The following is a 23,729-nucleotide window of genomic DNA, read 5'->3' on the forward strand; positions in this document are numbered from 1 at the left end:
CCGCAGGAAGGCCCCCGTTGAACGCGTCGCCCCCGCCCCGCAGCCGGCAGATCCCCGTCATCGTCCTCGCCGGATTCCTCGGATCCGGCAAGACGACGCTGCTCAACCACCTCCTGCGCCATCGCGCGGGAAACCGCATCGGGGTGATCGTCAACGACTTCGGGTCCATCGAGATCGACGCCATGACCGTCTCCGGGCAGGTCGGCTCCACCGTCTCGCTGGGCGGCGGCTGTCTGTGCTGTGCGGTCGACGTGAGCGAACTGGACACCTACCTGGAGACCCTGACCCGCCCCGCCGCCCGCCTCGACGTGATCGTCATCGAGGCGAGCGGGCTCGCGGAACCCCAGGAACTCGTACGGATGCTCCTGGCCAGCGACAACCCGCACATCGTGTACGGGGGACTGGTCGAGGTCGTGGACGCCGCCGAGTTCGGGGCGACCCGGAAGCGCCATCCCGAGATCGACCGGCACCTCGCCGTCGCCGACCTCGTCGTCCTGAACAAGACGGACCGGGCCGGTGAGCAGGAGCGCGCGCAGGTCCGGGAAGCCGTTGAGGCGACCGGCAGCACGGCGGCCGTCATCCACGCCACGTACGGACGCGTCGACCCGGAGCTGCTCTTCGATCCCGCGCTGCGGCCCGAAGGCGAGGAGAAGGCGCGCCAGCTCACCTTCGAGGACCTGTACGTGGAGGAGCACGCCGGGGAAACGCACCACGGGGAACACCTGCACACGGCGTACGAGAGCGTCGACTTCACCTCCGACGTACCCCTCGACCCGCGTCGGACGATGGAGTTCCTGGACTCCCGGCCCGAGGGGCTCTACCGCATCAAGGGCTATGTCGACTTCGGTGCGGGCGACGTGGACCACGCGTACGCGGTCCACGCCGTCGGCCGGTTCCTGCGGTTCGCTCCGAGGTCCTGGACGCGCGGCGAGCCGCGGCTGACACGGCTCGTCCTGATCGGTTCCGGTATCGACGCCGATGCCCTGCGCAAGGAGCTGGAAGGCTGCCGGACAGTGGACGAGCAGGGACGGGAAACGGCGCAGGACGCCCCACACGAGCGAGCCATGTGGGGCGTCCTGCGCTACGTGCAACAGCCCGGCGACGACGACGCGTAGCGCCGGATCCGCCGGGCCCGCGGCCTACACGGGGCCCGCGATCACCGCGACCGGGCTCTCCAGCGGCGTCCCCGAACCGTCGCGCCGCGGATCGGCCGCGGGCAGCGAGGCCGGGGTGCCGTTCTTCTGCGCGGCGCGGGCCGGCGTCGCACCCGCCCAGGCGAACACCAGCACGTCCTCGCCCTTCAGGAACCGCTGGCAGCGCACTCCGCCGGTGGCCCGGCCCTTGCGCGGATACTGGTCGAACGGGGTGAGCTTGCACGTCAGCACCGAATCGTCCAGCGTGCCGTGCGAACCCGCGACCGTGAACACCACGGCGTCCACCGCCGGATCCACCGCCGCGAACGAGAGCACCACCGCGCCCTCGGTGAGCTTGACGCCCGCCATGCCGCCGGCCGGACGCCCCTGCGGGCGCACCTGCGCCGCCGGGTAGCGCAGCAACTGCGCGTCCGAGGTGATGAAGACCAGGTCCTCCTCACCGGTCCGCAGCTCCGCGGCACCGACGATCCGGTCACCGTCCTTGAGGCTGATGACCTCCAGTTCGTCCTTGTTGGCGGGATAGTCGGGCACCACACGCTTCACGACGCCCTGGAGGGTGCCGATCGCCAGGCCCGGCGAGGACTCGTCGAGCGTGGTGAGGCAGATGACCTCCTCGTCCGCCTCCAGCGTGAGGAACTCCCCGACCATGGCCCCGCCCGACAGGTTGGGTGCCGCGTGGGTGTCCGGAAGCTGCGGCAGGTCGATCACCGCGAGCCGCAGCAGCCGCCCGGTGGACGTCACGACGCCGACATCGCCGCGCGCCGTGGCCGGCACCGCCGACACGATCACGTCGTGCTTGGCCCGCTTGGCGTCCTCGGCGAACACGATCGGGTCGTCGTTGGCCGTACGCGCCAGCAGTCCGGTCGAGGACAGCAGGACCCGGCAGGGGTCGTCCGCCACCTCCAGCGGAACCGAGGCGACCTGCGAACCGGCCGACTCCAGCAGCACGGTGCGCCGGTCGGTGCCGAACTTCTTGGCGACCGAGGCCAGTTCCGTGGAGACGAGCTTGCGCAGCTCGGCGTCCGATTCGAGGATCGCGGTCAGCTCGGCGATCTCGGCGTTGAGCCGGTCACGCTCGCTCTCCAGCTCGATCCGGTCGAACCGGGTCAGCCGGCGCAGCGGGGTGTCCAGGATGTACTGGGTCTGGATCTCGCTCAGGGAGAAGTGCTCGATGAGCCGCTCCTTGGCCTGCGCCGAGTTGTCGCTGGAGCGGATGAGGCGGATGACCTCGTCGATGTCGATCAGCGCGACGAGGAGGCCCTCGACCAGGTGCAGCCGGTTGCGGCGCTTGGTCCGGCGGAACTCGCTGCGCCGGCGCACCACGTCGAAGCGGTGGTCGAGATAGACCTCCAGCAACTCCTTGAGGCCCAGCGTGAGCGGCTGTCCGTCGACCAGCGCCACGTTGTTGATGCCGAAGGACTCCTCCATCGGCGTCAGCTTGTAGAGCTGCTCCAGCACGGCCTCGGGAACGAAGCCGTTCTTGATCTCGATGACCAGACGCAGTCCGTGCGAGCGGTCGGTGAGGTCCTTGACGTCGGCGATGCCCTGCAGCTTCTTCGCCGAGACCAGGTCCTTGATCTTGGCGATCACCTTCTCCGGGCCGACGGTGAACGGCAGTTCGGTGACGACCAGGCCCTTGCGGCGCGGCGTGACGTTCTCCACGGTGACCGTGGACCGGATCTTGAACGAGCCGCGGCCGGCCGTGTAGGCGTCCTTGATGCCGCCCAGGCCCACGATCCGGCCGCCGGTCGGCAGGTCGGGACCGGGGACGAACCGCATCAGGGTCTCCAGGTCCGCACCCGGATGCTTGATGAGATGGCGGGCGGCGGCGATGACCTCGCCCAGGTTGTGCGGCGGCATGTTGGTCGCCATGCCGACCGCGATCCCGGTCGTGCCGTTGACCAGGAGGTTCGGATAGGCGGCCGGGAGGACGACCGGTTCCTGCTCCTGGCCGTCGTAGTTCGACTGGAAGGAGACGGTTTCCTCGTCGATCGACTCCGTCATCAGCGACGTCGCGTCGGCCATCCGGCATTCGGTGTACCGCATGGCGGCCGGCGGGTCGTCGTTGCCGAGCGAGCCGAAGTTTCCGTGCCCGTCGACGAGGGGGAGCCGCATGGAGAACGGCTGCGCCATCCGCACCAGCGCATCGTAGATCGACGCGTCGCCGTGCGGGTGGAGCTTACCCATGACCTCGCCGACCACACGGGCGCACTTCACGAAGCCGCGGTCCGGGCGCAGGCCCATCTCGTTCATCTGGTACACGATGCGTCGGTGCACCGGCTTCATGCCGTCACGGGCGTCCGGCAGGGCCCGTGAGTAGATCACCGAGTACGCGTACTCGAGGAAGGAGCCCTGCATTTCGTCGACGACGTCGATGTCGAGGATCTTCTCCTCGAAGTCGACCGGCGGCGGGGTCTTCGTGCTGCGGCGGGCCATCGCTGCTGCGACTCCTTCACGGATTCTGTTCGGGCAACCTCAGGTTCTGACGCGCACCATTGTGGACCGCCCCACTGACAACGCGGACCTCGACCCGTCCCAAAGGGCGTTCTCCACCCGCGCCGAGGCGCTCGGGACCCTCTTTCCCGCTAACTTTCGCGGCACGGGAACTTCGCCAGGTGCTGGTGCGCTTGCTTACAGTGGCAGGTCTCGCAGTAAAACCAGTATCGCGATCGAAGGGACGTACATGCCCATGGGTCACACGGCCACAGCCCAGGCCGGCTCCGGCGGCTTGACAGCGACCGAGCACCGTCTGGCCAACGGCCTGCGCGTGGTGCTCTCCGAGGACCATCTGACCCCGGTCGCCGCGGTGTGCCTCTGGTACGACGTCGGTTCGCGCCACGAGGTCAAGGGACGCACGGGTCTGGCTCACCTCTTCGAGCACCTGATGTTCCAGGGCTCCGGCCAGGTCAAGGGGAACGGACACTTCGAACTGGTGCAGGGCGCCGGCGGTTCCCTCAACGGGACCACCAGCTTCGAGCGGACCAACTACTTCGAGACGATGCCGACGCACCAGCTGGAGCTGGCCCTGTGGCTCGAGGCCGACCGGATGGGCTCGCTGCTCGCCGCGCTCGACGACGAGTCCATGGAGAACCAGCGCGACGTCGTCAAGAACGAGCGCCGCCAGCGCTACGACAACGTCCCGTACGGCACCGCCTTCGAGAAGCTGACGGCGCTCGCCTACCCGGAGGGCCACCCGTACCACCACACCCCGATCGGCTCGATGGCCGACCTGGACGCGGCGACGCTCGAGGACGCGCGGACCTTCTTCCGTACGTACTACGCGCCCAACAACGCCGTGCTCTCCGTCGTCGGCGACATCGACCCCGAGCGCACGCTCGCCTGGATCGAGAAGTACTTCGGCAGCATCCCCTCGCACGACGGCAAGCAGCCGCCGCGCGACGGCGCGCTGCCCGAGATCATCGGCGGCCAGCTGCGCGAGGAGGTCCGCGAGGAGGTTCCGGCGCGTGCGCTGATGGCCGCCTACCGGCTGCCGCACGACGGGACCCGCGAGTGCGACGCCGCGGACCTCGCCCTGACCGTGCTGGGCGGTGGCGAGTCGTCCCGGCTGCACAACCGCCTGGTACGGCGCGACCGGACGGCCGTCGCCGCCGGATTCGGGCTGCTGCGCCTGGCGGGCGCGCCCTCGCTCGGCTGGCTGGACGTCAAGACGTCCGGCGGTGTAGAGGTGGCGCAGATCGAGACCGCGGTCGACGAGGAGCTGGCCCGGTTCGCCGAGGAAGGCCCCACGCCCGAGGAGATGGAGCGCGCTCAGGCGCAGTTGGAGCGCGAGTGGCTGGACCGCCTCGGTACGGTCGCGGGCCGCGCCGACGAACTGTGCCGCTTCGCCGTGCTGTTCGGTGACCCGCAGCTCGCCCTGACCGCCGTGCACCGGGTGCTCGACGTGACCGCCGAGGAGGTCAAGGCGGCCGCCAGGGCCCAGCTGCGGCCGGACAACCGGGCGGTGCTGGTGTACGAGCCGGTCGAGCCCGCCGACGCCGCCGAAGAGGCGGACGCCGCCACCGACACCGACGCGCACGAAGGGGCGGACAAGTGACCGACGCTGCCGCGACTGGAGTTTCGATGGAGTACCACCCGCAGCCCGCCCCCGGCGTGGCCAGGCCCTGGGCCTTCCCCGCGCCCGAGCGCGGCTCGCTGCCCAACGGCCTCACGGTGCTGCGCTGCCACCGGCCCGGCCAGCAGGTCGTCGCCGTCGAGATCTTCCTCGACGCTCCTCTGGACGCCGAGCCCGAGGGTCTGGACGGGGTCGCCACGATCATGTCCCGCGCCCTGTCCGAGGGCACCGACAAGCAGAGTGCCGAGGAGTTCGCCGCCGAGCTGGAGCGGTGCGGCGCCACCCTGGACGCCCACGCCGACCATCCCGGTGTCCGGGTCTCCCTGGAGGTTCCGGCCTCCCGCCTGGCCAAGGCGCTCGGTCTGGTCGCGGAGGCGCTGAGGGCACCGGCCTTCAGCGACAGCGAGATCGAGCGTCTCGTGGGCAACCGGCTGGACGAGATCCCGCACGAGCAGGCCAACCCGGCCCGCCGTGCCGCCAAGCAGCTCTCCAAGGAGCTGTTCCCGGCCACGGCCCGCATGTCGCGTCCGCGTCAGGGCACCGAGGAGACCGTGGCCCGGATCGACTCCGCGGCCGTGCGCGCCTTCTACGACGCCCACGTCCGCCCGTCCACCGCGACCGCCGTGGTCGTGGGCGACCTCACCGGCATCGACCTGGACGCGCTGCTCGCCGACACCGTCGGTGACTGGTCGGGCAACACCGCGGAGCAGCGTCCCGTCCCGCCGATCACCGCCGACGACACGGGCCGCGTGGTGATCGTGGACCGTCCCGGCGCGGTGCAGACGCAGCTGCTGATCGGCCGGATCGGCGCCGACCGGCACGACAGCGTCTGGGCGGCCCAGGTGCTCGGCACCTACTGCCTGGGCGGCACGCTCACCTCCCGGCTCGACCGGGTGCTGCGCGAGGAGAAGGGCTACACCTACGGCGTGCGGGCCTTCGCCCAGGTGCTGCGCTCGACGGCCCCGGACTCCGCCTCCGGGGCCACGGGCGCCGCCATGCTGGCCATCAGCGGTTCCGTGGACACGGAGTCCACCGGCCCGGCGCTGGAGGACCTGTGGAAGGTCCTGCGGACCCTGGCGGCCGAAGGGCTGACGGACGCCGAGCGCGAGACGGCCGTGCAGAACCTCGTGGGCGTCGCCCCGCTGAAGTTCGAGATGGCGGCCTCCGTCGCCGGCACCCTCGCCGACCAGGTCGAGCAGCATCTCCCGGACGACTACCAGGCGCAGCTCTACGCACGCCTCGCCGACACCGGCACGGTGGAGGCGACGGCGGCCGTGGTCAACGCCTTCCCGGAGGACCGGCTGGTCACGGTTCTCGTCGGCGATGCCGCGCGGATCGCCGACCCGGTCCGGGCCCTCGGCATCGGTGAGGTGTCGGTCGTCACCGGCTGAGCACCACGGTCGTCCCGCCCCGGTACCGGAGGGAACGGACGAGTGACGGAAGGTCCCGGCGGAGCGGTCTCCGCCGGGACCTTCCGTTTTGTCCGCTTTGGTCGAGAGGTTGCCTGTCTGCCCTGTGGGATGCGCTACAAAACGGCCTGTCCGTTTGGTGACGGGAAGTGCCCCCGCTTAGCGTCGGCTCCGCTGTCCGCCACTCGTATGCCGCATCCGTGACGTACCGGGCAGTCATCGCCGAGTCCCCGTCAGGCGCGAGCCTGGGGAGCCGGGGACCCACGCAGTCCCTGGGGTGAATCGGATGGCCGTGTCCCGTACCGGGCCGGGGATCCGTAGGAGACCTTCCTGCTCCGAACCCGTCAGCTAACCCGGTAGGCGAGAAGGAAGGAAAGGACCAGCCACTTCATGGCGTTCACCCGTGCCACCGGGAAGCATCGTGCCCCGGGCCGTCTGACGCGCAGCGGCGCGAAGGCCGTCGGCATCGCGACCCTGGCCACCACCGGCGTCATCGGAGGACTGGCCTCCCCGGCCCTCGCCGCGGACACCGGAACCCCCGCCGTCGGCGACACCGGCCTCACCCAGGTCATCGCCATCGAGAACGTCCTCGCCGAGCAGATCGACGCGCAGGCCGACGCGCAGCAGCATCAGGCCGACGTCGCGGAGAAGAAGGCCGAGGTCAAGGCCGCCGCGAAGAAGAAGGCCGAGGCGAAGAAGGAAGCGGAGGCCAAGAAGAAGGCCGAAGCCAAGGCTGCCGCGAAGGCGAAGGCCGCCCGGGCCGAGAAGGCCCGCGAGAGCGCCGCCCGCGCCGCCCGCTCCGCCGAGCGCACCCGGCTCGGCTCCTTCCAACTCCCCGTAGCCGGTTCGTACGTGAGCACCGGCTACAAGTCCAGCGGCTCCATGTGGTCCTCCGGCAGCCACTCCGGCATCGACTTCCACGCCGCGTCCGGCAGCTCCGTCGTCGCGGTCGGCGCCGGCACGGTCGTCGAGGCCGGCTGGGGCGGGGCGTACGGCAACAACATCGTGCTGCGGATGACGGACGGCACGTACACCCAGTACGGACACCTCTCCTCGATCGGCGTGTCCGTCGGTCAGAGCGTCGGGGCCGGCCAGCAGATCGGCCTCTCCGGCTCCACCGGCAACTCGACCGGCCCGCACCTCCACTTCGAGGCCCGCACCACGCCCTCGTACGGCTCCGACATGGACCCGGTCGCCTACCTGCGCGCCCACGGCGTCTCCGTCTGACCGGCCGACGACCCTCGGAGAAGGCCCCGGCGCCACGCCGGGGCCTTCGTCGTGTCCGGGTGCCGCGGCCGTCCGCAGAGGTCGTACCGGAGCGGTCCGACGACCAAAAGATATTCATGAATTTCCACCCGCCGTCGGAAATGCGACCGCATTGCAATAGAGTCGCAGGACAGGCGTCGATCGGCCGTGTTTCGCGGGGATTAAGGCGGAGGTTCGGACATGCGCATTCCGGCGCATTCGGTATGCACGGCAATCCGTGAAGACATCGTCTCGGGTGTCTTCGAACGCGGCAGCCGACTCACCGAGGAGGTGCTCGCACGGCGTTACGGGGTCTCCCGGGTGCCGGTACGGGAAGCGCTGCGCACCCTGGAGTCCGAAGGGTTCGTGGTCACCCGCAGGCACGCCGGAGCCTGCGTGGCCGAGCCCACCGAGCAGGAGGCCGCCGATCTCCTGGAGGTCCGGATGCTGCTGGAGCCGCTCGGCGCGGCCCGTGCCGCCCACCGCCGCTCCGACGCACACCTCAAGGTGCTGCGCGGCCTGGTCAGGCTCGGTCAGGAGCGCGCCCGCCGGGGCGAGGGCGAGGACCTGCGCTCCCTGGGCGGCTGGTTCCACGAGACGCTCGCCCAGGCCTCCGGCAGCCCCGGCCTGATCGCGCTGCTCACCCAGCTACGGCACAAGACCACCTGGATGTACGCGATCGAGTCCCCGGCCCGCCCGGTCGATTCATGGGCCGAGCACGGGGCCATCGTGGACGCCGTGGCGCGCGGGGACGCGGAGCGGGCGCGGGCGCTGACCGCCCAGCACGCTGAGCGGGCCGCCGCCGCGTACCGGCTGCGCCGCCCCGGCCGGACGGAGTCCGCCGCGGCCCGGACCGGCCGGGTGAGCACTTCGCAACATGCCGTAAACACCCCGAGCGGCCGTCATTAACAATTGCGCCGTATACAAAGAACAGGCATTTAGGCAGCCTTTATTTTCTGCTGCCCGCATTCGCTCCGCGGAGGCGTTCGGCGCTCCGCTCCTTTTGGCGGAACGAAAGAGCCGCGGCACCCGGTCATGGGTGTCGCGGCTCTTTCGCGGGAATTCCCGCGGTCATGACCCGTCGGGGTCAGACGGTCTCCGGAAGCTCGTCGAGCCCCTCGGCGACCAGCTTGGACAGACGGTCCAGAGCGGCTTCGGCGTTGTCGGCCTCGGACGCGAGGACGATCTCCTCGCCGCCCTGCGCGCCGAGTCCGAGCACGGCGAGCATGGAGGCCGCGTTCACCGGGTTGCCGTCGGCCTTGGCGATGGTCACGGGGATGCCGGAAGCCGTGGCGGCACGGACGAAGATGGAAGCGGGGCGGGCGTGCAGGCCCTCGGCCCAACCGACGTTGACGCGGCGCTCAGCCATGGTTCTGCCCTTCACGAATCAATGGTTGTCTAGACCAGTCTCTCATGCAGTGCGCGATGCTCCGGCCGACCCGCGGACCGCTTTCCACCCGCGCCGCACCGTCGCCCGGCAACCCTCAGACTGCCCCCGCCCCGGCACCCACGCGACCGCTGGCGGAGCCGTACGCTTTGCCCATGCAGCCCTCTCCGGAGCAGAGTCCGCATCACGCCTACCCCGATCACTGGGAGGCGGACGTGGTGCTCCGCGACGGCGGCACCGCACGCATCAGGCCCATCACCACGGACGATGCCGACCGGCTGGTGAGCTTCTACGAGCAGGTCTCCGACGAGTCGAAGTACTACCGCTTCTTCGCTCCCTACCCCCGGCTCTCCGCCAAGGACGTCCACCGCTTCACCCATCACGACTACGTCGACCGGGTGGGACTGGCCGTCACGGTGGGCGGCGAGTTCATCGCCACGGTCCGCTACGACCGGATCAACGAGCAGGGCAGGCCCGCGTCGGCCCCGGCCGACGAGGCCGAGGTGGCCTTCCTCGTCCAGGACGCCCACCAGGGCCGGGGCGTCGCCTCGACGCTGCTCGAACACATCGCGGCCGTCGCCCGCGAACGCGGCATCCGGCGCTTCGCCGCCGAGGTGCTGCCCGCCAACAACAAAATGATCAAGGTGTTCCGCGACGCCGGATACACCCAGCAGCGCAGCTTCGAGGACGGGTCCGTCCACCTCACCCTCGACCTCGAACCGACCGCCGAGTCGCTCGCCGTCCAGCGCGCCCGGGAACAGCGCGCCGAGGCCCGCTCCGTGCAGCGTATGCTCGCCCCGGGCTCCGTCGCCGTCATCGGMGCGGGCCGCACCCCCGGCGGCGTCGGGCGAACGGTCCTGCGCAACCTCCTCGGTGCCGGTTTCACCGGTCGCGCCTATGCCGTGAACAGCGCGTTCGCCGCCGATCAGGCCACCATCGACGGCGTACCCGCCCACCGCTCCCTCGGCGAGATCGGCGAACCGGTCGACCTCGCCGTCGTCGCCGTCCCGGCCGACCGGGTGCCCGAAGCCGTCGCGGACTGCGGGGAGCACGGCGTCCAGGGGCTCGTCGTCCTGTCCGCCGGCTACGCCGAGTGGGGGGCCGAGGGCCGCGAACGCCAGCGCGAGCTGGTGCGCCAGGCCCGCTCGTACGGCATGCGGATCATCGGCCCGAACGCCTTCGGCATCATCAACAACTCCGAGGCGGTCCGGCTCAACGCCTCCCTCGCACCCGAGCGGCCCGCCTCCGGACGCATCGGCCTGTTCACCCAGTCCGGCGCGATCGGCATCGCCCTGCTCTCCGGGCTCTACCGGCGCGGCGCGGGGCTCTCCACGTTCATCTCCGCCGGCAACCGCGCCGACATCTCCGGCAACGACTTCCTCCAGTACTGGTACGAGGACCCGGACACCGACGTCGCCCTGCTGTACCTGGAGTCGCTCGGCAACCCCCGCAAGTTCACCCGCCTCGCCCGGCGGACCGCGGCCGTGAAGCCGGTGGTCGTGGTGAAGGGCGCCCGGCACAGCGGCTCCACGCCGCCCGGCCACGCGGTCCCCGTCAGCCGGATCCCGGACGCGACCGTCTCCGCGCTGATGCGGCAGGCGGGCGTGATCCGCGTCGACACGGTGACAGAGATGGTCGACGCGGGCCTGCTCCTGGCCGACCAGCCCCTCCCGGCCGGCGGCCGGGTCGCGATCCTCGGCAACTCGGAGTCCCTCGGGCTGCTCACGTACGACGCCTGCCTGGCGGAGGGGCTGCGCCCACGCCCGCCCGTCGACCTCACCACGGCCGCCACCCCGCAGGACTTCCGGGAGGCGCTGTCCGCGGCCCTGGCCGACGACGGCTGCGACGCGGTCGTGGTGACGGCGATCCCGTGGGTGGGCGAGAACGGCGAGGCGGAGTCGGGCGACGGCGAGGTCCTGGCCACGGCCCTGCACGCGGCGGCCGCCACGGGCCCCGCCAAGCCGGTGGCCGTGGTCCATGTGGAGATCGGCGGCCTCGCCGAGGCCCTGGCCGCCGCGACCAGCACGGTGGCGCAGCAGCGCCCGGCCACGGCGTCGCCCGCCCTCGGCGTACCGGGGCGCCCCGCGCCCGCCGCGCCGCCGCGACCGGGCGAATCGGGTGCGGGTACGACCCCCACCGCCCGGCCGGACACCTTCCCCGCCAAGCCGGCCCTCAGCCCCGACAACGGGACGCCTACCCCGCCGCCGAACGCGCGGTCCGGGCACTCGCCGAAGCCGTGCGGTACGCCCAGTGGCGCCGCCAGGCGGCCGTGCCGGGAAAGGTGCCCGAGTTCCTCGACGACACCATCGACGAACCGGCCGCGAGCACCCTCATCGACACCCTGCTCGGCCAGGACCCCGATCCGCGCGGCAGGCCCCTGGAACACGACGAGGCCCGCGAGCTGCTGGCCTGCTACGGCATCGCCGTCCGGCCCACCCTCCCGGCACCCGGCCCGGAGGAGGCCGTGGCCGCGGCGGCGCGGCTCGGATACCCCGTGGCGCTCAAGACGACCGCACCGCATCTGCGCCACCGCGCCGACCTCGGCGGCGTCCGCCTGGACCTCGACGGCGAGCCCGCACTGCGCCGTGCGTACGGCGAACTGACCCATCTGCTGGGCAAGCCCGCCGAGCTCCGGCCCGTCGTGCAGTCGATGGCCCCGCGCGGTGTCGACACCGTGGTGCGGGCCACCATCGACCCGGCGGCCGGCGCCGTCCTCTCCTTCGGCCTGGCGGGCGCACCCTCCGAACTCCTCGGCGACACCGCCCACCGGCTGGTCCCCGCCACGGACCGCGACGCCGCGGAACTGGTCCGGTCCATCCGGGCGGCCCCGGTCCTCTTCGGCTGGCGCGGCTCGGCGCCCGTGGACACCGCCGCGCTGGAGGAACTGCTGCTGCGGGTCTCACGACTGGTCGACGACCACCCCGAGGTGGTCTCGATCGCCCTGGAACCGGTCGTGGTCGCCACCCAGGGGCTGGCCGTCCTCGGAGCGAGCGTCCGGCTCTCGCCGCCCCCGGCCCGCACGGACCTCGGCCCCCGGCGCCTGTCCAACTACTGACCGCCGCCGCCCCGGGCCCCGTCCGGCAGCGGCGGCGGGACCGTCCCCGGCAGGCACCGGCCCCCCGTAGGATGGTGCCTATGGCTAAGACCGGTACGACGACCCAGGGGCTGCGCGCGGCGATCGAGCGCAGCGGCTACTACCCGGCCCTCGTGGCCGAGGCGGTGGAGGCCGCCGTGGGCGGTGAACCGGTCGCTTCGTACCTGGTGCACCAGGAGACGACCTTCGACTCCAACGAGGTGCGCAGGCACGTCACGGTGCTGGTGCTCACGGACACCCGCTTCATCGTCAGCCACACCGACGAGCAGAACGCCGACACCAGCTCCCCGACGCCGTACGCCACCACGTCCACCGAGTCGGTCAAGCTCGACCGGATCTCCTCGGTCGTGGTCAGCCGGGTCGTGGCCAACCCGGAGAAGTACGTCCCCGGCACGCTGCCCCGCGAGGTCGTCCTGACCATCGGCTGGGGCGCCGTCTCCCGGATCGACCTGGAGCCCGCCGCCTGCGGTGACGCCAACTGCGAGGCCGACCACGGCTACACCGGCAGCTCCACCGCCGACGACCTGAGCCTGCGCGTCAGCGAGGCCGGTGACGGCCCCGACACCGTGCGCCAGACGCTCGCGTTCGCCCAGGCGCTCTCCGAGGCCACGGCCGCGACCGCGGCGGCCGGCCGCTGATGGCCCACCCGGCCTGGCAGGACGACCCCGTCCTGCTGCCACTCGACACCGCCCCCGTGCCGGAGTACGGCAGCGGTTCGCTGGCCGATCTGCTGCCGACGCTCGTCGCGGGACAGGGCGTCCCCGGTTTCACCGCGGCGATCCCCGAGCTCACCCCGGCCGACCGCAACTGCGTCTTCCTGATCGACGGTCTCGGCTGGGAGCAGATCAAGGCGCACCCGGACGAGGCCCCGTTCCTGCACTCCCTCCTGCCCACCTCACGAGGCGGCTCGGGCCGCCCGATCACGGCGGGCTTCCCGGCGACGACCGCCACCTCGCTGGCCTCGGTCGGCACCGGCCTCGCACCGGGCGAGCACGGCCTGCCCGGCTACACGGCCCGCAATCCGGAGACCGGCGAGCTGATGAACCAGCTCCGCTGGAAGCCGTGGACACCGCCGAAGGTCTGGCAGCCGTACCCGACCGTCTTCCAGCTGGCCGACGCCGCCGGAGTCCGTACCGCCCAGGTCTCCGCCCCCACCTTCGAGCAGACCCCGCTGACCAAGGTGGCGCTCAGCGGCGGCTCGTTCCTCGGCCGGCTCACCGGTGAGGAGCGGATGGACGTCGCCGCCCAGCGGCTGGCGGCCGGTGACCGCTCCCTGGTCTACACGTACTACAGCGAGGTCGACGGCAAGGGACACCGCTTCGGTGTCGACTCCGACGCCTGGCGCGGGCAGCTGATGTACGTGGACGGGCTGGCCCGTCGCCTCGCCGAGCAGCTTCCGCCGCGCTCGGCGCTGTACATCACCGCCGACCACGGCATGATCGACATCCCGTTCGACGAGCAGTCCAGGATCGACTTCGACGAGGACTGGGAGCTGCGCGCCGGTGTCGCTCTGCTGGGCGGCGAGGGCCGCGCCCGCCATGTCTACGCCGTGCCGGGTGCCGAGGCCGATGTGCTGACCGTCTGGCGCGAGGTGCTCGGCGAGCAGTTCTGGGTGGCGAGCCGTGACGAGGCCGTCGAGGCGGGCTGGTTCGGCCCGCGGATCGACGAGCGGGTCCTCGGCAGGATCGGCGACGTGGTCGCGGCCGCCCACGACGACGTCGTGATCACCGCCTCGCGCAACGAGCCGCACGAGTCCGCGATGGTCGGCATGCACGGCTCGATGACCCCCGTCGAGCAGCTCGTCCCGCTCCTCGAAGTACGTACCTGACCCCTGCCGTCCGGCCCACCTCCCTCCCGCCCGTCCCGAAAGGTGCTCAACCCCTCATGCCCGAGCTTGTGTTCTTCTCCGGAACGATGGACTGCGGAAAGAGCACGCTGGCCCTCCAGATCGGACACAACCGTTCGGCGCGAGGGCTCCAGGGCGTGATCTTCACCCGTGACGACCGGGCGGGGGAGGGGAAGCTCTCCTCCCGGCTGGGCCTGGTCACGGAGGCGGTCGAGGCCGCCGAGGGCATGGACCTGTACGCGCACCTCGTCGACCAGCTCTCGCAGGGCGGCAGGGTGGACTACGTGATCGTCGACGAGGCGCAGTTCCTCGCCCCGGAACAGATCGACCAGCTGGCCCGCGTCGTGGACGACCTGGGGCTGGACGTATTCGCCTTCGGTATCACCACGGACTTCCGCACCAAGCTCTTCCCGGGCTCCCAGCGGCTGATCGAGCTCGCCGACCGCATAGAGGCCCTTCAGGTGGAGGCGCTGTGCTGGTGCGGGGCGCGTGCCACCCACAACGCCCGGACAGTGGGCGGCGCGATGGTGGTGGAGGGCGAGCAGGTCGTCGTCGGTGATGTGAGCAGTCCCGCCGCGGAGACCGGCTACGAGGTGCTGTGCCGGCGTCACCATCGGCGCCGTATGACGAGCGGCTCCGCCCGCGCCGGAGCGCTCTCGCCGGATGTCCTGCCGGTGGCCTCGGGCTGAGGGTGTGCCGGCCGTACCGGCCGTGGTTCACTGTGCCGGCGTCTCCGAGTGAGAGAGGCAGGACGCCCGCCATCCCCCGTACGACTGACGAACCGCCGGCCGTCCCGGGAAGCGCGCTGTGGCTCAAGGCGCAGCTGCTGGAGATCGCTTCCGTGTCGGCTCCGGACCGCGTCCCGCAGCTGGTCCGTGAGTGGACCGACCCGGTGCGGCTCCGGGACCCCGCCCCGGTCGGTCACCGCTTCCTGTTCCTCGTCTGTGTGAGCGGCGACGATCGCTCCTCGTCCACCGGGATCGGCGACGCGCTCGACGCGTTCACCGCGGCCGGCTGGAGCACGTCCCGACCGTCTTCGGAACATCCCGGGGAGAGCGTGGCGACCGCTCGCCGCGAGGACTTCGAGGCCAGGGTCTACGCAGGCAACGGGCCCGGATTCCTGACGTTCACCGGCTGGACCCCCGTCGTGTACACCGGACGGCAGTGGGGGCGGCCGCCGGCCACGCTCAGCACGGCCCATGGGGTGCTGTGCGACGACTGCCACGGCTGGGGAGTGTGCCTGCTCTGCGAAGGCAGGGCCTACACCGGTGGCAGCGGCGGCTACGGGCGCTGCTCGTGTGCCGCGAACAACTCCGGGCCCGGCACGTGCGCGGAATGCGCCGGGCGGGGTCTTCTTCCCGCCGAGGCGGTGGCGTGGAAGCGGAGGCGGTACGGGCTGCCCGATGCCGGCGGCGGCGACGCCTTCCCGCAGCCGCTGCCCGAGGACGGGCATGGCTCCAACGCCGGCGCGTTCGCCGATGTATGCCAACGGTCCTGTGCCTGCGGGGAGTTCCGCTGCTTCTGGCGCAACATCCTCTCCGAGGCCGACGATCACCTGCTCTCCCGGTTCGCCGGTGTCTGCCAGGGATGCGCCGCGCGGCGCGCCTACGCGTTCAGGCTTCCCCGGCCGTAGGGCGTCAGACGCCGAGATCGTCACACAGGTCGACGTACGCCTCGAGGTAGTCCGGGTTGCTCCGGAATCCGCTGAGGCCGATCACGTCGAACTCGTCCCTGGAGGTGGTCGCCCGTACACCGAGTGCGGCAAGCGCCTGGTTGACCGACGCACGGTCGGGAGTCACCCGGTTCTCACCGTCGAACGCGACGGCCCACTGGCCGCCCGTCCCGGCGAAGTAGTCGGTGGCGATGATCGCGAACAGCGGCCTGTCGGTCCCGGTCACTTCGCGGACGAGGTCATGCAGCACGGCCTCGGTCGGAAACAGAACGGTCAGGCCGTCGGGCAGATCGAGCAGTGCGCTGTTCCCGCGCCTCGCAGCCCAGTAGGCGGAGAAATAGTGATCGATCGGGAACACGCTGATGCCGTCGTGCACGAGAACGGCGCGCAGTCCTACGGAGCGCGCTCGCTCCGTGTCCACCCGTCCGGTCACGACGAGTGCGCAGACGCGATGCGACATGCGTGCCTCCCAGATCGGGTTCAGTCAGGTTCAGTAAGCGAACGGCTCGGACGGAGGCAGCGATCAGGGTAGCGATTTTTCTGATCACCCACCCGTGCAAGGCGGTTGGCCTATCTTACTTTCGTGAAACCGCTGACTCCCGGGGATCCCGCGCGCATAGGCCCGTACCGTCTGATCGCCCGGCTGGGTGAGGGCGGCATGGGGCTGGTCTATCTGGGCAGGTCCGAAGCCGGACGTACCGTGGCCGTCAAGGTCGTGCAGGCCGAGTACGCAGGGAACCAGGAGTTCCGCAGGCGGTTCGCCCGCGAGGTGGCGGCCGCGCGGCGGGTGGGCGGTCACTGGACCGCCGAGGTGCTCGACGCCGACCCCGAGGCCGCGGTGCCCTGGGTGGCGACCCGGTACATCCCCGGGCCCGACCTGAGCACCGTCGTCGCCAAGGACTTCGGCCCCCTGCCCGAGTACTCCGTCCGCATCCTCGCCAACCGGCTGGCCCTCGCCCTGCAGGCGGTGCACGAGGCGGGCCTGATCCACCGTGACCTCAAGCCGTCCAATGTCCTCGTGACGGTGGACGGGCCCCGCGTCATCGACTTCGGCATCGCCCGGGCCATGGACAGCCTCGCCGGGGACAGCCTGCACACGCGCACGGGCATGCTGATCGGATCCCCGGGCTTCATGTCACCCGAGCAGGTCCGCGGCCTCGAACTCGGCCCGGCCAGCGACATCTTCTGTCTGGGCGCCGTCCTCGTCCACGCGGCCACCGGGCGCCTGCTCTTCGGCGCCGCGGACACCGGTCTGCCCGCCCATCTGTTCCGGATCGCCGAGGACGAGCCGGATCTCACCGGCGTACCCGAGAGCCTGGCCGGTCTCGTCCGCGCGTGTCTGGAGAAGGATCCCGCCCAGCGGCCCACGCCCCAGGAGGTGGCAGCGCGCACAGCGCAGGACTCGGCGGCCGAATGGCTGCCGGGCGCGGTCCTCGCGCAGCTCGGACGCCATGCGGCCCAACTGCTGGACTACGCACCCGACCTGCCCGTGGACGCACCCGTGACGGGGCCGGATCCGCTGGTCAAGACCGCGCAGCCGCAGCCCCTGCCGCCGCCGCCCGCCTATGCCCCGACCGCCCCGGCGCAGTTCAGCCCGCCGCCGGGATTCGGACCGCCGCCCCAGGGCACCTGGTCCACCTTCCCGTCACCCTTCCCTCAGGACGAGGCGCCGCCGCATCCCCTGCGCTGGTGGGGGCTGGTGGTGATCGCCCTGGCGCAACTGATGGTGCTGTTCGACGTGACGACGTTCAACGTGGCGGCGCCGGCCGTCCAGACCGGCCTGGGCATGAGCGGCGACGGCCTGAAGGCGATGTTCACGGCGTACACGCTGGCGTTCAGCGGCGTGCTGCTGGTCGGTGGGCATCTCGCCGACCGCATGGGACGCAAACGTGTGTTCATGATCGGCCTGGTCGGTTGCGTGCTGGCGTCCGCGCTCGCCGGGGCCGCCGGCAGCGCCGGCGTGCTGATCCCGGCCCGCTTTCTGCAGGGCGCCTCCGCCGCGCTGCTGACCCCGGCCGCGCTGGCCCTGGTCAGCACCGGATTCACCGGTCCGAAGGAACGCGGCCGGGCCATGGGAATCTACGCCGCCATCGCGGGCGGCGGCACGGCACTGGCCTTGCTCGTCTCCGGAACGCTCATGGAGAGCCTCTCGTGGCGCGTCTCGCTCTATGCCTGCATCCCCTTCGCCGTGATCGCGCTGATCGGTGCGGCGACCCTCGTACATGAGCGTCCCGGGCGCGCCGACGCACGCCCGGACACCGCGGGAACGGTGCTCGGCACCGGCGGCCTCATCGCCCTCTCCTACGGCCTCAGCGAGGCCGATCCGCGCGGCTGGAGCGACCCGCTGGTCCTGGGCCTGCTGGCGGTGGGCACCCTTCTGCTCGCCGCCTTTCTCGTGCGGCAGACCATGCGGACGGACTCCTTCCCCTCGGCGTCCGGCGTCACGGGACCGGACCGTCTCGGCTGCTTCCTCGCCATGCTGCCGACCGGGTTCGGCGTCATGACGTCGCTCGTGGCCGTGGAGGTCTTCCTGATGAACGTCCGTCGTGACACCCCGCTCGAGACCGGCGTGGCCTTCCTGCCCATGGTCGGCGCCGTAGTCATCGGTTCCACGCAGGTGTCCGCCCGCCTGCTGCCCCGCGTCGCGCCCCGCCTCCCGATCGTGAGCGGTCTGGCGGTCATGGCCGTCGGCATGCTGCTCCTGAGCCGCCTCGAAGCCGACAGTGCCTATCTCACCGAGGTGCTGCCCGGTCTTCTCCTCATCGGCTTCGGTACCGGTCTCGCCTTCCCGCCGTTCTTCGCCACCGCGACCGCCGGCGGCCCCGAGCTCTCCGGCGCGCGTTCCGCGGCCGTCACGGCGGGCCAACAGCTCGGCCTGGTGCTCGGCAGCGCGCTGCTGGCCGCCGTTCTCACCGCCGAGCTGCGCCATCTGTCGGGGCCCGACGAGGTGACGACGGCCCTGCTCGGCGCCTACACCATTGCCCTGCGGTGGGCGGCCGGCGGCATGGCCCTCGCCTGTCTCGCCGCCGGTCTGCTGGTCACCTCCAGGGCGCCGGGAACGCGCACCCCGGTCCGGTGAGCGAGCCGCTCAGCGCCCCGCCGACCGTACGATCGTGAACGCCGCGCCCTCCGGGTCGGCGACCGTGGCCACCCGGCCGCCGGCACCCTCCCGGGGCGGCTGCAGGACGTGTCCGCCGAGTTCCGTCGCGCGCTGTGCGGCCTCGTCCGTGTCGTCGACCTCGAAATACGTCATCCAGTGCGGACCCCGGTCGCGCGGCAGGGCGTGGCCGACGCCGTGCAGCGAGGCCACCGGGTGGCCGCCCAGGTGAAGGGTCTGGTAGTCGAAGTCGGCCGAGACGACCGCCTCGGTCTCGTAGCCGAAGACCGCCTGGTAGAACTTGGCGACCGTCGACGTCTCCCGGGTCACCAGCTCGTTCCAGACCGGAGTGCCGGGGGCGCCGGCCAGCGTGGTGCCGACGTGTGCGGCCGCCTGCCAGATCCCGAACACGGCGCCGACCGGGTCTGAGGCGATGGCCATCCGGCCCGCCTCCCCGGCGTCGAGCGGCCCGACGCCGACGGTGCCGCCGCAGGCGCGGATCGTCTCCGCCGTGAGATCGGCGTCGTCGGTGGCCAGGTAGGTGGTCCACGCGATCGGGAGGTGCCGGTCCGGCGGCAGCTGTCCGATGCCGGCGACCTCCTTCCCGTCGATCAGCGCCCGGACGTACGGGCCGAGCTGTTCCGGGCCCGGACCGAACTCCCAGCCGAACAGGTCGGCGTAGAAGTTCTGGGTCGTGCGCAGGCCGTGCACGATCAGGCTCACCCAGCATGGTGTTCCGGGTGCTCGCCGGGCGGCAGCCTCGGTCATCGTCACACTCTCCTCCGACCATCGTGGTGGCCGTACAGGGGGAACGGGGCCGGCGCGCCGTTGTGCGGTACGGGATGTGTACGCCCCGTGCAGATGCTTGCACCACCCGGCGCGTGATGCGCCCCGGCCGCGCCGCAGTTTCCGCGATCTCGACCGAGGAGGTCCGGTTTGTGGTGATACATGCATTTCGGCGCTGTTACAACCGGGCCGGCCTCTGCGCGAGGATGGCACGCATGAAGCCCATCATCACCGCATCCGAATGTGCGAGCGAGTCGGCGGGGCCACGTCCGCCGGTGCTCCTGGACGTACGTTGGCAGCTGGGCGGCCCCCACGGCCGGCCCGATTACGAGGCCGGGCATCTTCCCGGCGCGGTCTTCGTCGATCTGGAGGCGGAACTCTCCGGGCCGGCGGGTGACGGCGGACGCCACCCCCTGCCCGATCCGGCGGAGTTCGGTGCCGTCATGCGCCGTGCCGGGGTGAGCCGGGACAGCTCGGTCGTCGTGTACGACGGAGGCCTGGGCTGGGCGGCGGCCCGTGCCTGGTGGCTGCTGCGCTGGACCGGGCATCGGGACGTCCGGGTGCTGGACGGCGGTCTCGCGGCGTGGACCGGTGAACTGTCGAAGGAGATTCCGAGCCCCGCGGAGGGGGACTTCGTCCCCGTGCCCGGCGCGCTGCCTCTGCTGGACGCCGACGGCGCCGCCGCTCTGGCCCGCTCGGGCCTGTTGTTCGACGCGCGGGCGGCCGAACGGTACCGGGGCGATGTCGAGCCGCTCGACCGGGTGGGCGGGCACATCCCGGGCGCGGTGTCGGCCCCCACGGTGGAGAACGTCGGCGCGGACGGACGCTTCCTTCCCGCCGAGCGGCTGGCCTCCCGGTTCTTCGGGCTGGGTGCCACCGAGGACGTCGGGGAGGTCGGTGTGTACTGCGGCTCGGGGGTCTCCGGCGCCCACCAGGTGCTGGCGCTGGAGATCGCCGGCTTCGCGGACGCGGCGCTCTATGCGGGTTCCTGGTCGCACTGGACGCGCGACGAGTCGCGTCCGGTCGCCACGGGCCCCGACCCGCAGTAGCGGACCCACCGGGCGGTCGCCAGGGGCCCCGCCCTGCGGGAGCGGGCCCGCCGGGCGGTGGCTCCCGGCCCCGGCCCGCGAGAGGGCACCCATCGGGCGGTCGGGACGGCTGCGGATTCGCCCGGACAGCGCACGAGGGCCCGTACGCGGCTGCGTACGGGCCCTCGTCATGCTGCTGTCACCCGGGACTCTCTCAGTCCTGCTTCTTGCGGCGGGTACCGAAGACGATCTCGTCCCAGCTCGGCACGGCGGCCCGCCGGCCGGGCCGGACCCCGTCCGCCTCGGCCTGCCGGTCCGTCGTACCCGTGAGCCGGTCGCGGTGCCCCGCGACCGCACGCGGCATCAGGACGTCCGCGTACGCGGAACCCGCGCCCGCCGAGGCCGCGGGGGCCGGCGGCTCCTCCGCCTCCGGCTCGTGGGGGGCGGGTTCGAGCGCCGGGGGCTCGGGCGGTGCGGGCCGCTCCGGTACGACCATGTCGCCGCGGAAGCTCGGGACCGCCTCCAGCAGGCTGGTGAGCGAATCCCGCTCGCTCGCGGTGACCCCGCCGATGCGCTCCTCCGGCTCCGGGGGCGGAGGCGGCGCGGGGCGTTCCATCTGGCGGTCCAGGGCGCGGTCCAGCGGCCGGTCGCGCGGCAGCCGGGCGATCCGGGGAACGAACGGGAAACTGGGCTCGGGCGCGGCGACGTCGTCGGTCTCGCCGATCAGCGAGCGTGCCTCGTCGTCGACGGCCTGGACCAGCCGGCGCGGCGGATCGTAGGTCCAGCTCGCCGAGTGCGGCTCGCCGGCGACCCGGTACACCAGGAGGACCTCCCAGGTGCCGTCGTCGCGGCGCCACGAGTCCCACTGGACGGTTTCCTTGTCGGCGCCGCGCAGCAGGAGGCGTTCCTGCACCGCCTCGCCGAGTTGAGGGCCGGTGTTCTCGCCGGGACGGCGCACAGGAGTCTTCCGGGCCCGCTCGGCCATGAAGGCGCGCTCCGCGAGCACGGGGCCCTCGAAGCGGCGGACACGGTCGACCGGAATCCCGGCGAACTGAGCGACCTCCTCCGCGGAGGCACCGGCTCGTATCCGGGCCTGGATGTCGCGGGGGCGGAGGTGACTCTCCACCTCGATCTCGATCTGGCCGAGCCGCGCGCGGTCGTTGCGCACGGCGGCTCGCAGCCGCTCGTCGATCGGAAGCGTGTACTCCGTGCTGTCCGCAGCCTTGAGCACCAGTCGTGTGCCGTCGTTGGAGACGGCCACGACACGCAGTTCGGGCATGGGGACCTCCCGGGTGGTGCCTGCCGACGTCACGTGCGTCGCTGCTTCCGCTAGTCGAGTGTGGCCTGCCCGGGTGCAGCCTGCCACAACATTGCCGTGTTGCCCGGCGTGTCGGGCGTGAGCCCTTGATCGCCGGTATGACACGGTGACCTCTTGCGCAACGCAAAGTAACCGATGGTCACTCCGCGTAGCCGGCCTCCGTGCGATGCCGCGGCGCCGCCGGATCGAGTGCCTCCTTCGGCCCCCTCCCGAAGGTTCCGGACTTCCACGCGGGAGTCCGGCCCCAGGGCTCGCCACAGTACTCCATTCGGGCCATCGGGGTGGACCGCCGCGCCGTCGAAGTTCTCGTGAGGCACGGGAGTTGAGGTACCCCGTTGAAGGCGGGATGCCCGCAATGCGTGTCCTCCTTCACAGAACCAACGTAAACGGAACTATCTGCTTCGCTCAAATGTCCCTTGTTGTTGCATGGTGGGAGAGATGTCAACCAAGGGCTGGAAATGGTGCAGAAGCCGGAAAGTGACACAGAACCCAGAGAAAGGCGGATAGACCTGAGCCTGCCCCAGGTGGCGGGCAGTGCGGTGGCGGCGGTCGCGGCGGCGGTGGCGGCCTCGCAGCTGGGCGTGTACGGGACGATTCTCGGCGCCGGGGTGATGAGCATCGTGGCCACCTGCGGAGGCTCGGTCTTCCAGCACTTCTTCCGCCGCACGGGCGAGCAGATCCGCGAGGTCACCGTCCAGGTGAAGCACCCGGGCCGCGAGGTGACGGTCCATACGCGCCAGACCCGGGACGGCGGGGACCCGGACGCGCGATGGGAGACCTCCGGTACGCGGGTCGCTCTGCGCGAGGCCGCCGGATCCGCCGACGCCACCGCGATGCTGCGGCCTCTGGACGCCACGACCGTGCTCCGGCAGGTGGACGCCGCGGACCTGCCGGTGGGCGGCACCCCGAAGGACGCCGACGCCACGACCGTGCTCCGCCAGGTGGACGCCACGACCGTGCTGCGCAAGGCGACCGCCGGCCCGGACCGTACGCAGCTCATCGAGTCGCCGGCCGGAACCCGGCCGTTCACCGCCGCCCCGGCGCCCGACGACGCGTTCACGCAGGCGACCACGCACGGCACCCGGATCCGCGGCTGGAAGCGCTCGGCCCTCGGGGCGGCCGTGGTGTTCGTCGTGTCGATGATCGGGATCACCACGTTCGAGCTGGTCTCCGGCAACGACCTGAGCGGCGGGCACGGGACCACGGTCGGCTCCGTCGTACGCGGCGAGCGGGGCTCGGGTTCGTCCGACCCGGCACCGTCCACCGGCACCGACCCGGAGCAGGACGCCACGACGCCCGCCGAGGACCACGGAACGGCCCCCGGCGCCGACCCGCAGGGCGGCCGGAGCGCGGCCCCGGACCCGGACCCGGACCCGGACGGCGCCTCGACGGCCGACCCGACGCCCACGCCCACGCCGTCGGAATCCGCCGGCGGCGACACGGCGCCGACGCCCGCCCCCAGCCCGACCACCGGCGACGGCAGTTCCACGCCCGATCCGACCGGCACGGGCAGCGCTCCGGCCCAGAACGGCGACGCGCCCGCCGCCACGGACACGGGGGAGTGAGAGCGGAACCGGACACCGTTTCCTCGGACGCCGTCGGCCTCCGCCCCGAACCGGGG

17 protein-coding genes, 1 pseudogene and 1 riboswitch are annotated in these 23,729 nt (G+C 71.9%); of the genes and pseudogenes, 13 read left to right on the top strand and 5 right to left on the bottom strand.

All coding sequences use genetic code 11. The features are described from left to right. Positions 1–17 precede the first annotated feature (17 nt). Positions 18–1,115 carry a CobW family GTP-binding protein gene (locus EAO72_RS36820; protein ID WP_261991743.1) on the top strand — a complete coding sequence of 366 codons (1,098 nt, stop codon included), beginning with the start codon at positions 18–20 and terminating at the stop codon, positions 1,113–1,115. A 24-nt stretch (positions 1,116–1,139) separates the two neighbouring features. On the opposite strand, the gene EAO72_RS36825 is transcribed toward EAO72_RS36820, so the two are convergent. Continuing rightward, entirely contained in the window at positions 1,140–3,590 is a 2,451-nt protein-coding gene (locus tag EAO72_RS36825) for a DNA gyrase/topoisomerase IV subunit A (protein WP_148021355.1), read from the bottom strand. 247 nt (positions 3,591–3,837) lie between these two features. Here EAO72_RS36825 and EAO72_RS36830 point away from each other — a divergent pair, with 247 nt between their 5' ends. The 4 genes from EAO72_RS36830 (at position 3,838) to EAO72_RS36845 (ending at position 8,789) form a co-directional block, all read left to right on the top strand. Next, positions 3,838–5,208, top strand: a complete 1,371-nt coding sequence (locus EAO72_RS36830) for a M16 family metallopeptidase (protein WP_187285333.1) — start codon at positions 3,838–3,840, stop codon at positions 5,206–5,208. Positions 5,209–5,234: 26 nt separating this feature from the next. Continuing rightward, a complete protein-coding gene (locus EAO72_RS36835; protein ID WP_148022244.1) occupies positions 5,235–6,617 on the top strand; it encodes a M16 family metallopeptidase in 1,383 nt (460 codons plus the stop codon). Between the two features lie 228 nt (positions 6,618–6,845). Further along, a riboswitch (cyclic di-AMP (ydaO/yuaA leader) is annotated at positions 6,846–7,012 on the top strand. 13 nt (positions 7,013–7,025) lie between these two features. Further along, complete coding sequence (locus tag EAO72_RS36840; protein WP_148021356.1) at positions 7,026–7,862, top strand: M23 family metallopeptidase; 837 nt, start codon at positions 7,026–7,028, stop codon at positions 7,860–7,862. 219 nt (positions 7,863–8,081) lie between these two features. Beyond that, the gene (locus EAO72_RS36845) at positions 8,082–8,789 is read left to right on the top strand and encodes a GntR family transcriptional regulator (RefSeq protein ID WP_148021357.1); all 708 of its coding nucleotides are present in this window, start codon (positions 8,082–8,084) and stop codon (positions 8,787–8,789) included. Positions 8,790–8,967: 178 nt separating this feature from the next. Here EAO72_RS36845 and EAO72_RS36850 read toward each other — a convergent pair whose 3' ends face one another. Continuing rightward, complete coding sequence (locus tag EAO72_RS36850; RefSeq protein ID WP_123462851.1) at positions 8,968–9,249, bottom strand: HPr family phosphocarrier protein; 282 nt, start codon at positions 9,247–9,249, stop codon at positions 8,968–8,970. Positions 9,250–9,422: 173 nt separating this feature from the next. Between EAO72_RS36850 and EAO72_RS36860 the strand changes: the two are divergent. From EAO72_RS36860 to EAO72_RS36880, 5 genes and pseudogenes are all read left to right on the top strand, one after another. Beyond that, positions 9,423–12,322, top strand: a pseudogene (locus EAO72_RS36860) (bifunctional acetate--CoA ligase family protein/GNAT family N-acetyltransferase). Between the two features lie 80 nt (positions 12,323–12,402). Next, the gene (locus EAO72_RS36865; RefSeq protein ID WP_148021358.1) at positions 12,403–12,999 is read left to right on the top strand and encodes a DUF5998 family protein; all 597 of its coding nucleotides are present in this window, start codon (positions 12,403–12,405) and stop codon (positions 12,997–12,999) included. After that, positions 12,999–14,189, top strand: a complete 1,191-nt coding sequence (locus tag EAO72_RS36870) for an alkaline phosphatase family protein (RefSeq protein WP_148021359.1) — start codon at positions 12,999–13,001, stop codon at positions 14,187–14,189. Before EAO72_RS36865 ends, EAO72_RS36870 begins: the two co-directional genes overlap by 1 nt. A gap of 56 nt (positions 14,190–14,245) precedes the next feature. Then, positions 14,246–14,896, top strand: coding sequence for a thymidine kinase (locus tag EAO72_RS36875; RefSeq protein ID WP_148021360.1), 651 nt, complete (start codon positions 14,246–14,248; stop codon positions 14,894–14,896). A gap of 152 nt (positions 14,897–15,048) precedes the next feature. Next, on the top strand, positions 15,049–15,840 hold the full coding sequence (locus tag EAO72_RS36880; protein WP_148021361.1) for a hypothetical protein: 792 nt from the start codon (positions 15,049–15,051) through the stop codon (positions 15,838–15,840). A gap of 4 nt (positions 15,841–15,844) precedes the next feature. Here the strand turns inward: EAO72_RS36880 and EAO72_RS36885 are convergent, their stop codons facing one another. After that, on the bottom strand, positions 15,845–16,339 hold the full coding sequence (locus EAO72_RS36885) for a hypothetical protein (protein ID WP_148021362.1): 495 nt from the start codon (positions 16,337–16,339) through the stop codon (positions 15,845–15,847). A 123-nt stretch (positions 16,340–16,462) separates the two neighbouring features. Here EAO72_RS36885 and EAO72_RS43895 point away from each other — a divergent pair, with 123 nt between their 5' ends. Next, entirely contained in the window at positions 16,463–18,958 is a 2,496-nt protein-coding gene (locus EAO72_RS43895) for an MDR family MFS transporter (RefSeq protein ID WP_148021363.1), read from the top strand. Between the two features lie 9 nt (positions 18,959–18,967). Here the strand turns inward: EAO72_RS43895 and EAO72_RS36895 are convergent, their stop codons facing one another. Further along, a complete protein-coding gene (locus tag EAO72_RS36895) occupies positions 18,968–19,744 on the bottom strand; it encodes a VOC family protein (RefSeq protein WP_187285334.1) in 777 nt (258 codons plus the stop codon). 233 nt (positions 19,745–19,977) lie between these two features. Here EAO72_RS36895 and EAO72_RS36900 point away from each other — a divergent pair, with 233 nt between their 5' ends. After that, positions 19,978–20,811, top strand: coding sequence for a sulfurtransferase (locus EAO72_RS36900; RefSeq protein WP_148021364.1), 834 nt, complete (start codon positions 19,978–19,980; stop codon positions 20,809–20,811). 193 nt (positions 20,812–21,004) lie between these two features. On the opposite strand, the gene sepH is transcribed toward EAO72_RS36900, so the two are convergent. Further along, a complete protein-coding gene (gene sepH, locus EAO72_RS36905; protein ID WP_148021365.1) occupies positions 21,005–22,069 on the bottom strand; it encodes a septation protein SepH in 1,065 nt (354 codons plus the stop codon). 497 nt (positions 22,070–22,566) lie between these two features. Here sepH and EAO72_RS36910 point away from each other — a divergent pair, with 497 nt between their 5' ends. Continuing rightward, positions 22,567–23,673, top strand: a complete 1,107-nt coding sequence (locus EAO72_RS36910; protein ID WP_148021366.1) for an ICP22 family protein — start codon at positions 22,567–22,569, stop codon at positions 23,671–23,673. Positions 23,674–23,729 lie beyond the last annotated feature (56 nt).

It is taken from the genome of Streptomyces sp. OR43, assembly GCF_008042275.1.
GTDB lineage: Bacteria > Actinomycetota > Actinomycetes > Streptomycetales > Streptomycetaceae > Streptomyces.

Bases quoted from the DNA above. Each gene is read 5' to 3' on its own strand.
- EAO72_RS36900 (WP_148021364.1), top strand. From the start codon at position 19,978: ATGAAGCCCATCATCACCGCATCCGAATGTGCGAGCGAGTCGGCGGGG.
- EAO72_RS36865 (WP_148021358.1), top strand. From the start codon at position 12,403: ATGGCTAAGACCGGTACGACGACCCAGGGGCTGCGCGCGGCGATCGAG.
- EAO72_RS36830 (WP_187285333.1), top strand. From the start codon at position 3,838: ATGCCCATGGGTCACACGGCCACAGCCCAGGCCGGCTCCGGCGGCTTG.
- EAO72_RS36825 (WP_148021355.1), bottom strand. From the start codon at position 3,590: ATGGCCCGCCGCAGCACGAAGACCCCGCCGCCGGTCGACTTCGAGGAG.
- EAO72_RS36850 (WP_123462851.1), bottom strand. From the start codon at position 9,249: ATGGCTGAGCGCCGCGTCAACGTCGGTTGGGCCGAGGGCCTGCACGCC.
- EAO72_RS36895 (WP_187285334.1), bottom strand. From the start codon at position 19,744: ATGACCGAGGCTGCCGCCCGGCGAGCACCCGGAACACCATGCTGGGTG.
- EAO72_RS36910 (WP_148021366.1), top strand. From the start codon at position 22,567: ATGGTGCAGAAGCCGGAAAGTGACACAGAACCCAGAGAAAGGCGGATA.
- EAO72_RS36840 (WP_148021356.1), top strand. From the start codon at position 7,026: ATGGCGTTCACCCGTGCCACCGGGAAGCATCGTGCCCCGGGCCGTCTG.
- EAO72_RS36875 (WP_148021360.1), top strand. From the start codon at position 14,246: ATGCCCGAGCTTGTGTTCTTCTCCGGAACGATGGACTGCGGAAAGAGC.
- sepH (WP_148021365.1), bottom strand. From the start codon at position 22,069: ATGCCCGAACTGCGTGTCGTGGCCGTCTCCAACGACGGCACACGACTG.
- EAO72_RS36835 (WP_148022244.1), top strand. From the start codon at position 5,235: ATGGAGTACCACCCGCAGCCCGCCCCCGGCGTGGCCAGGCCCTGGGCC.
- EAO72_RS36845 (WP_148021357.1), top strand. From the start codon at position 8,082: ATGCGCATTCCGGCGCATTCGGTATGCACGGCAATCCGTGAAGACATC.
- EAO72_RS36885 (WP_148021362.1), bottom strand. From the start codon at position 16,339: ATGTCGCATCGCGTCTGCGCACTCGTCGTGACCGGACGGGTGGACACG.
- EAO72_RS36870 (WP_148021359.1), top strand. From the start codon at position 12,999: ATGGCCCACCCGGCCTGGCAGGACGACCCCGTCCTGCTGCCACTCGAC.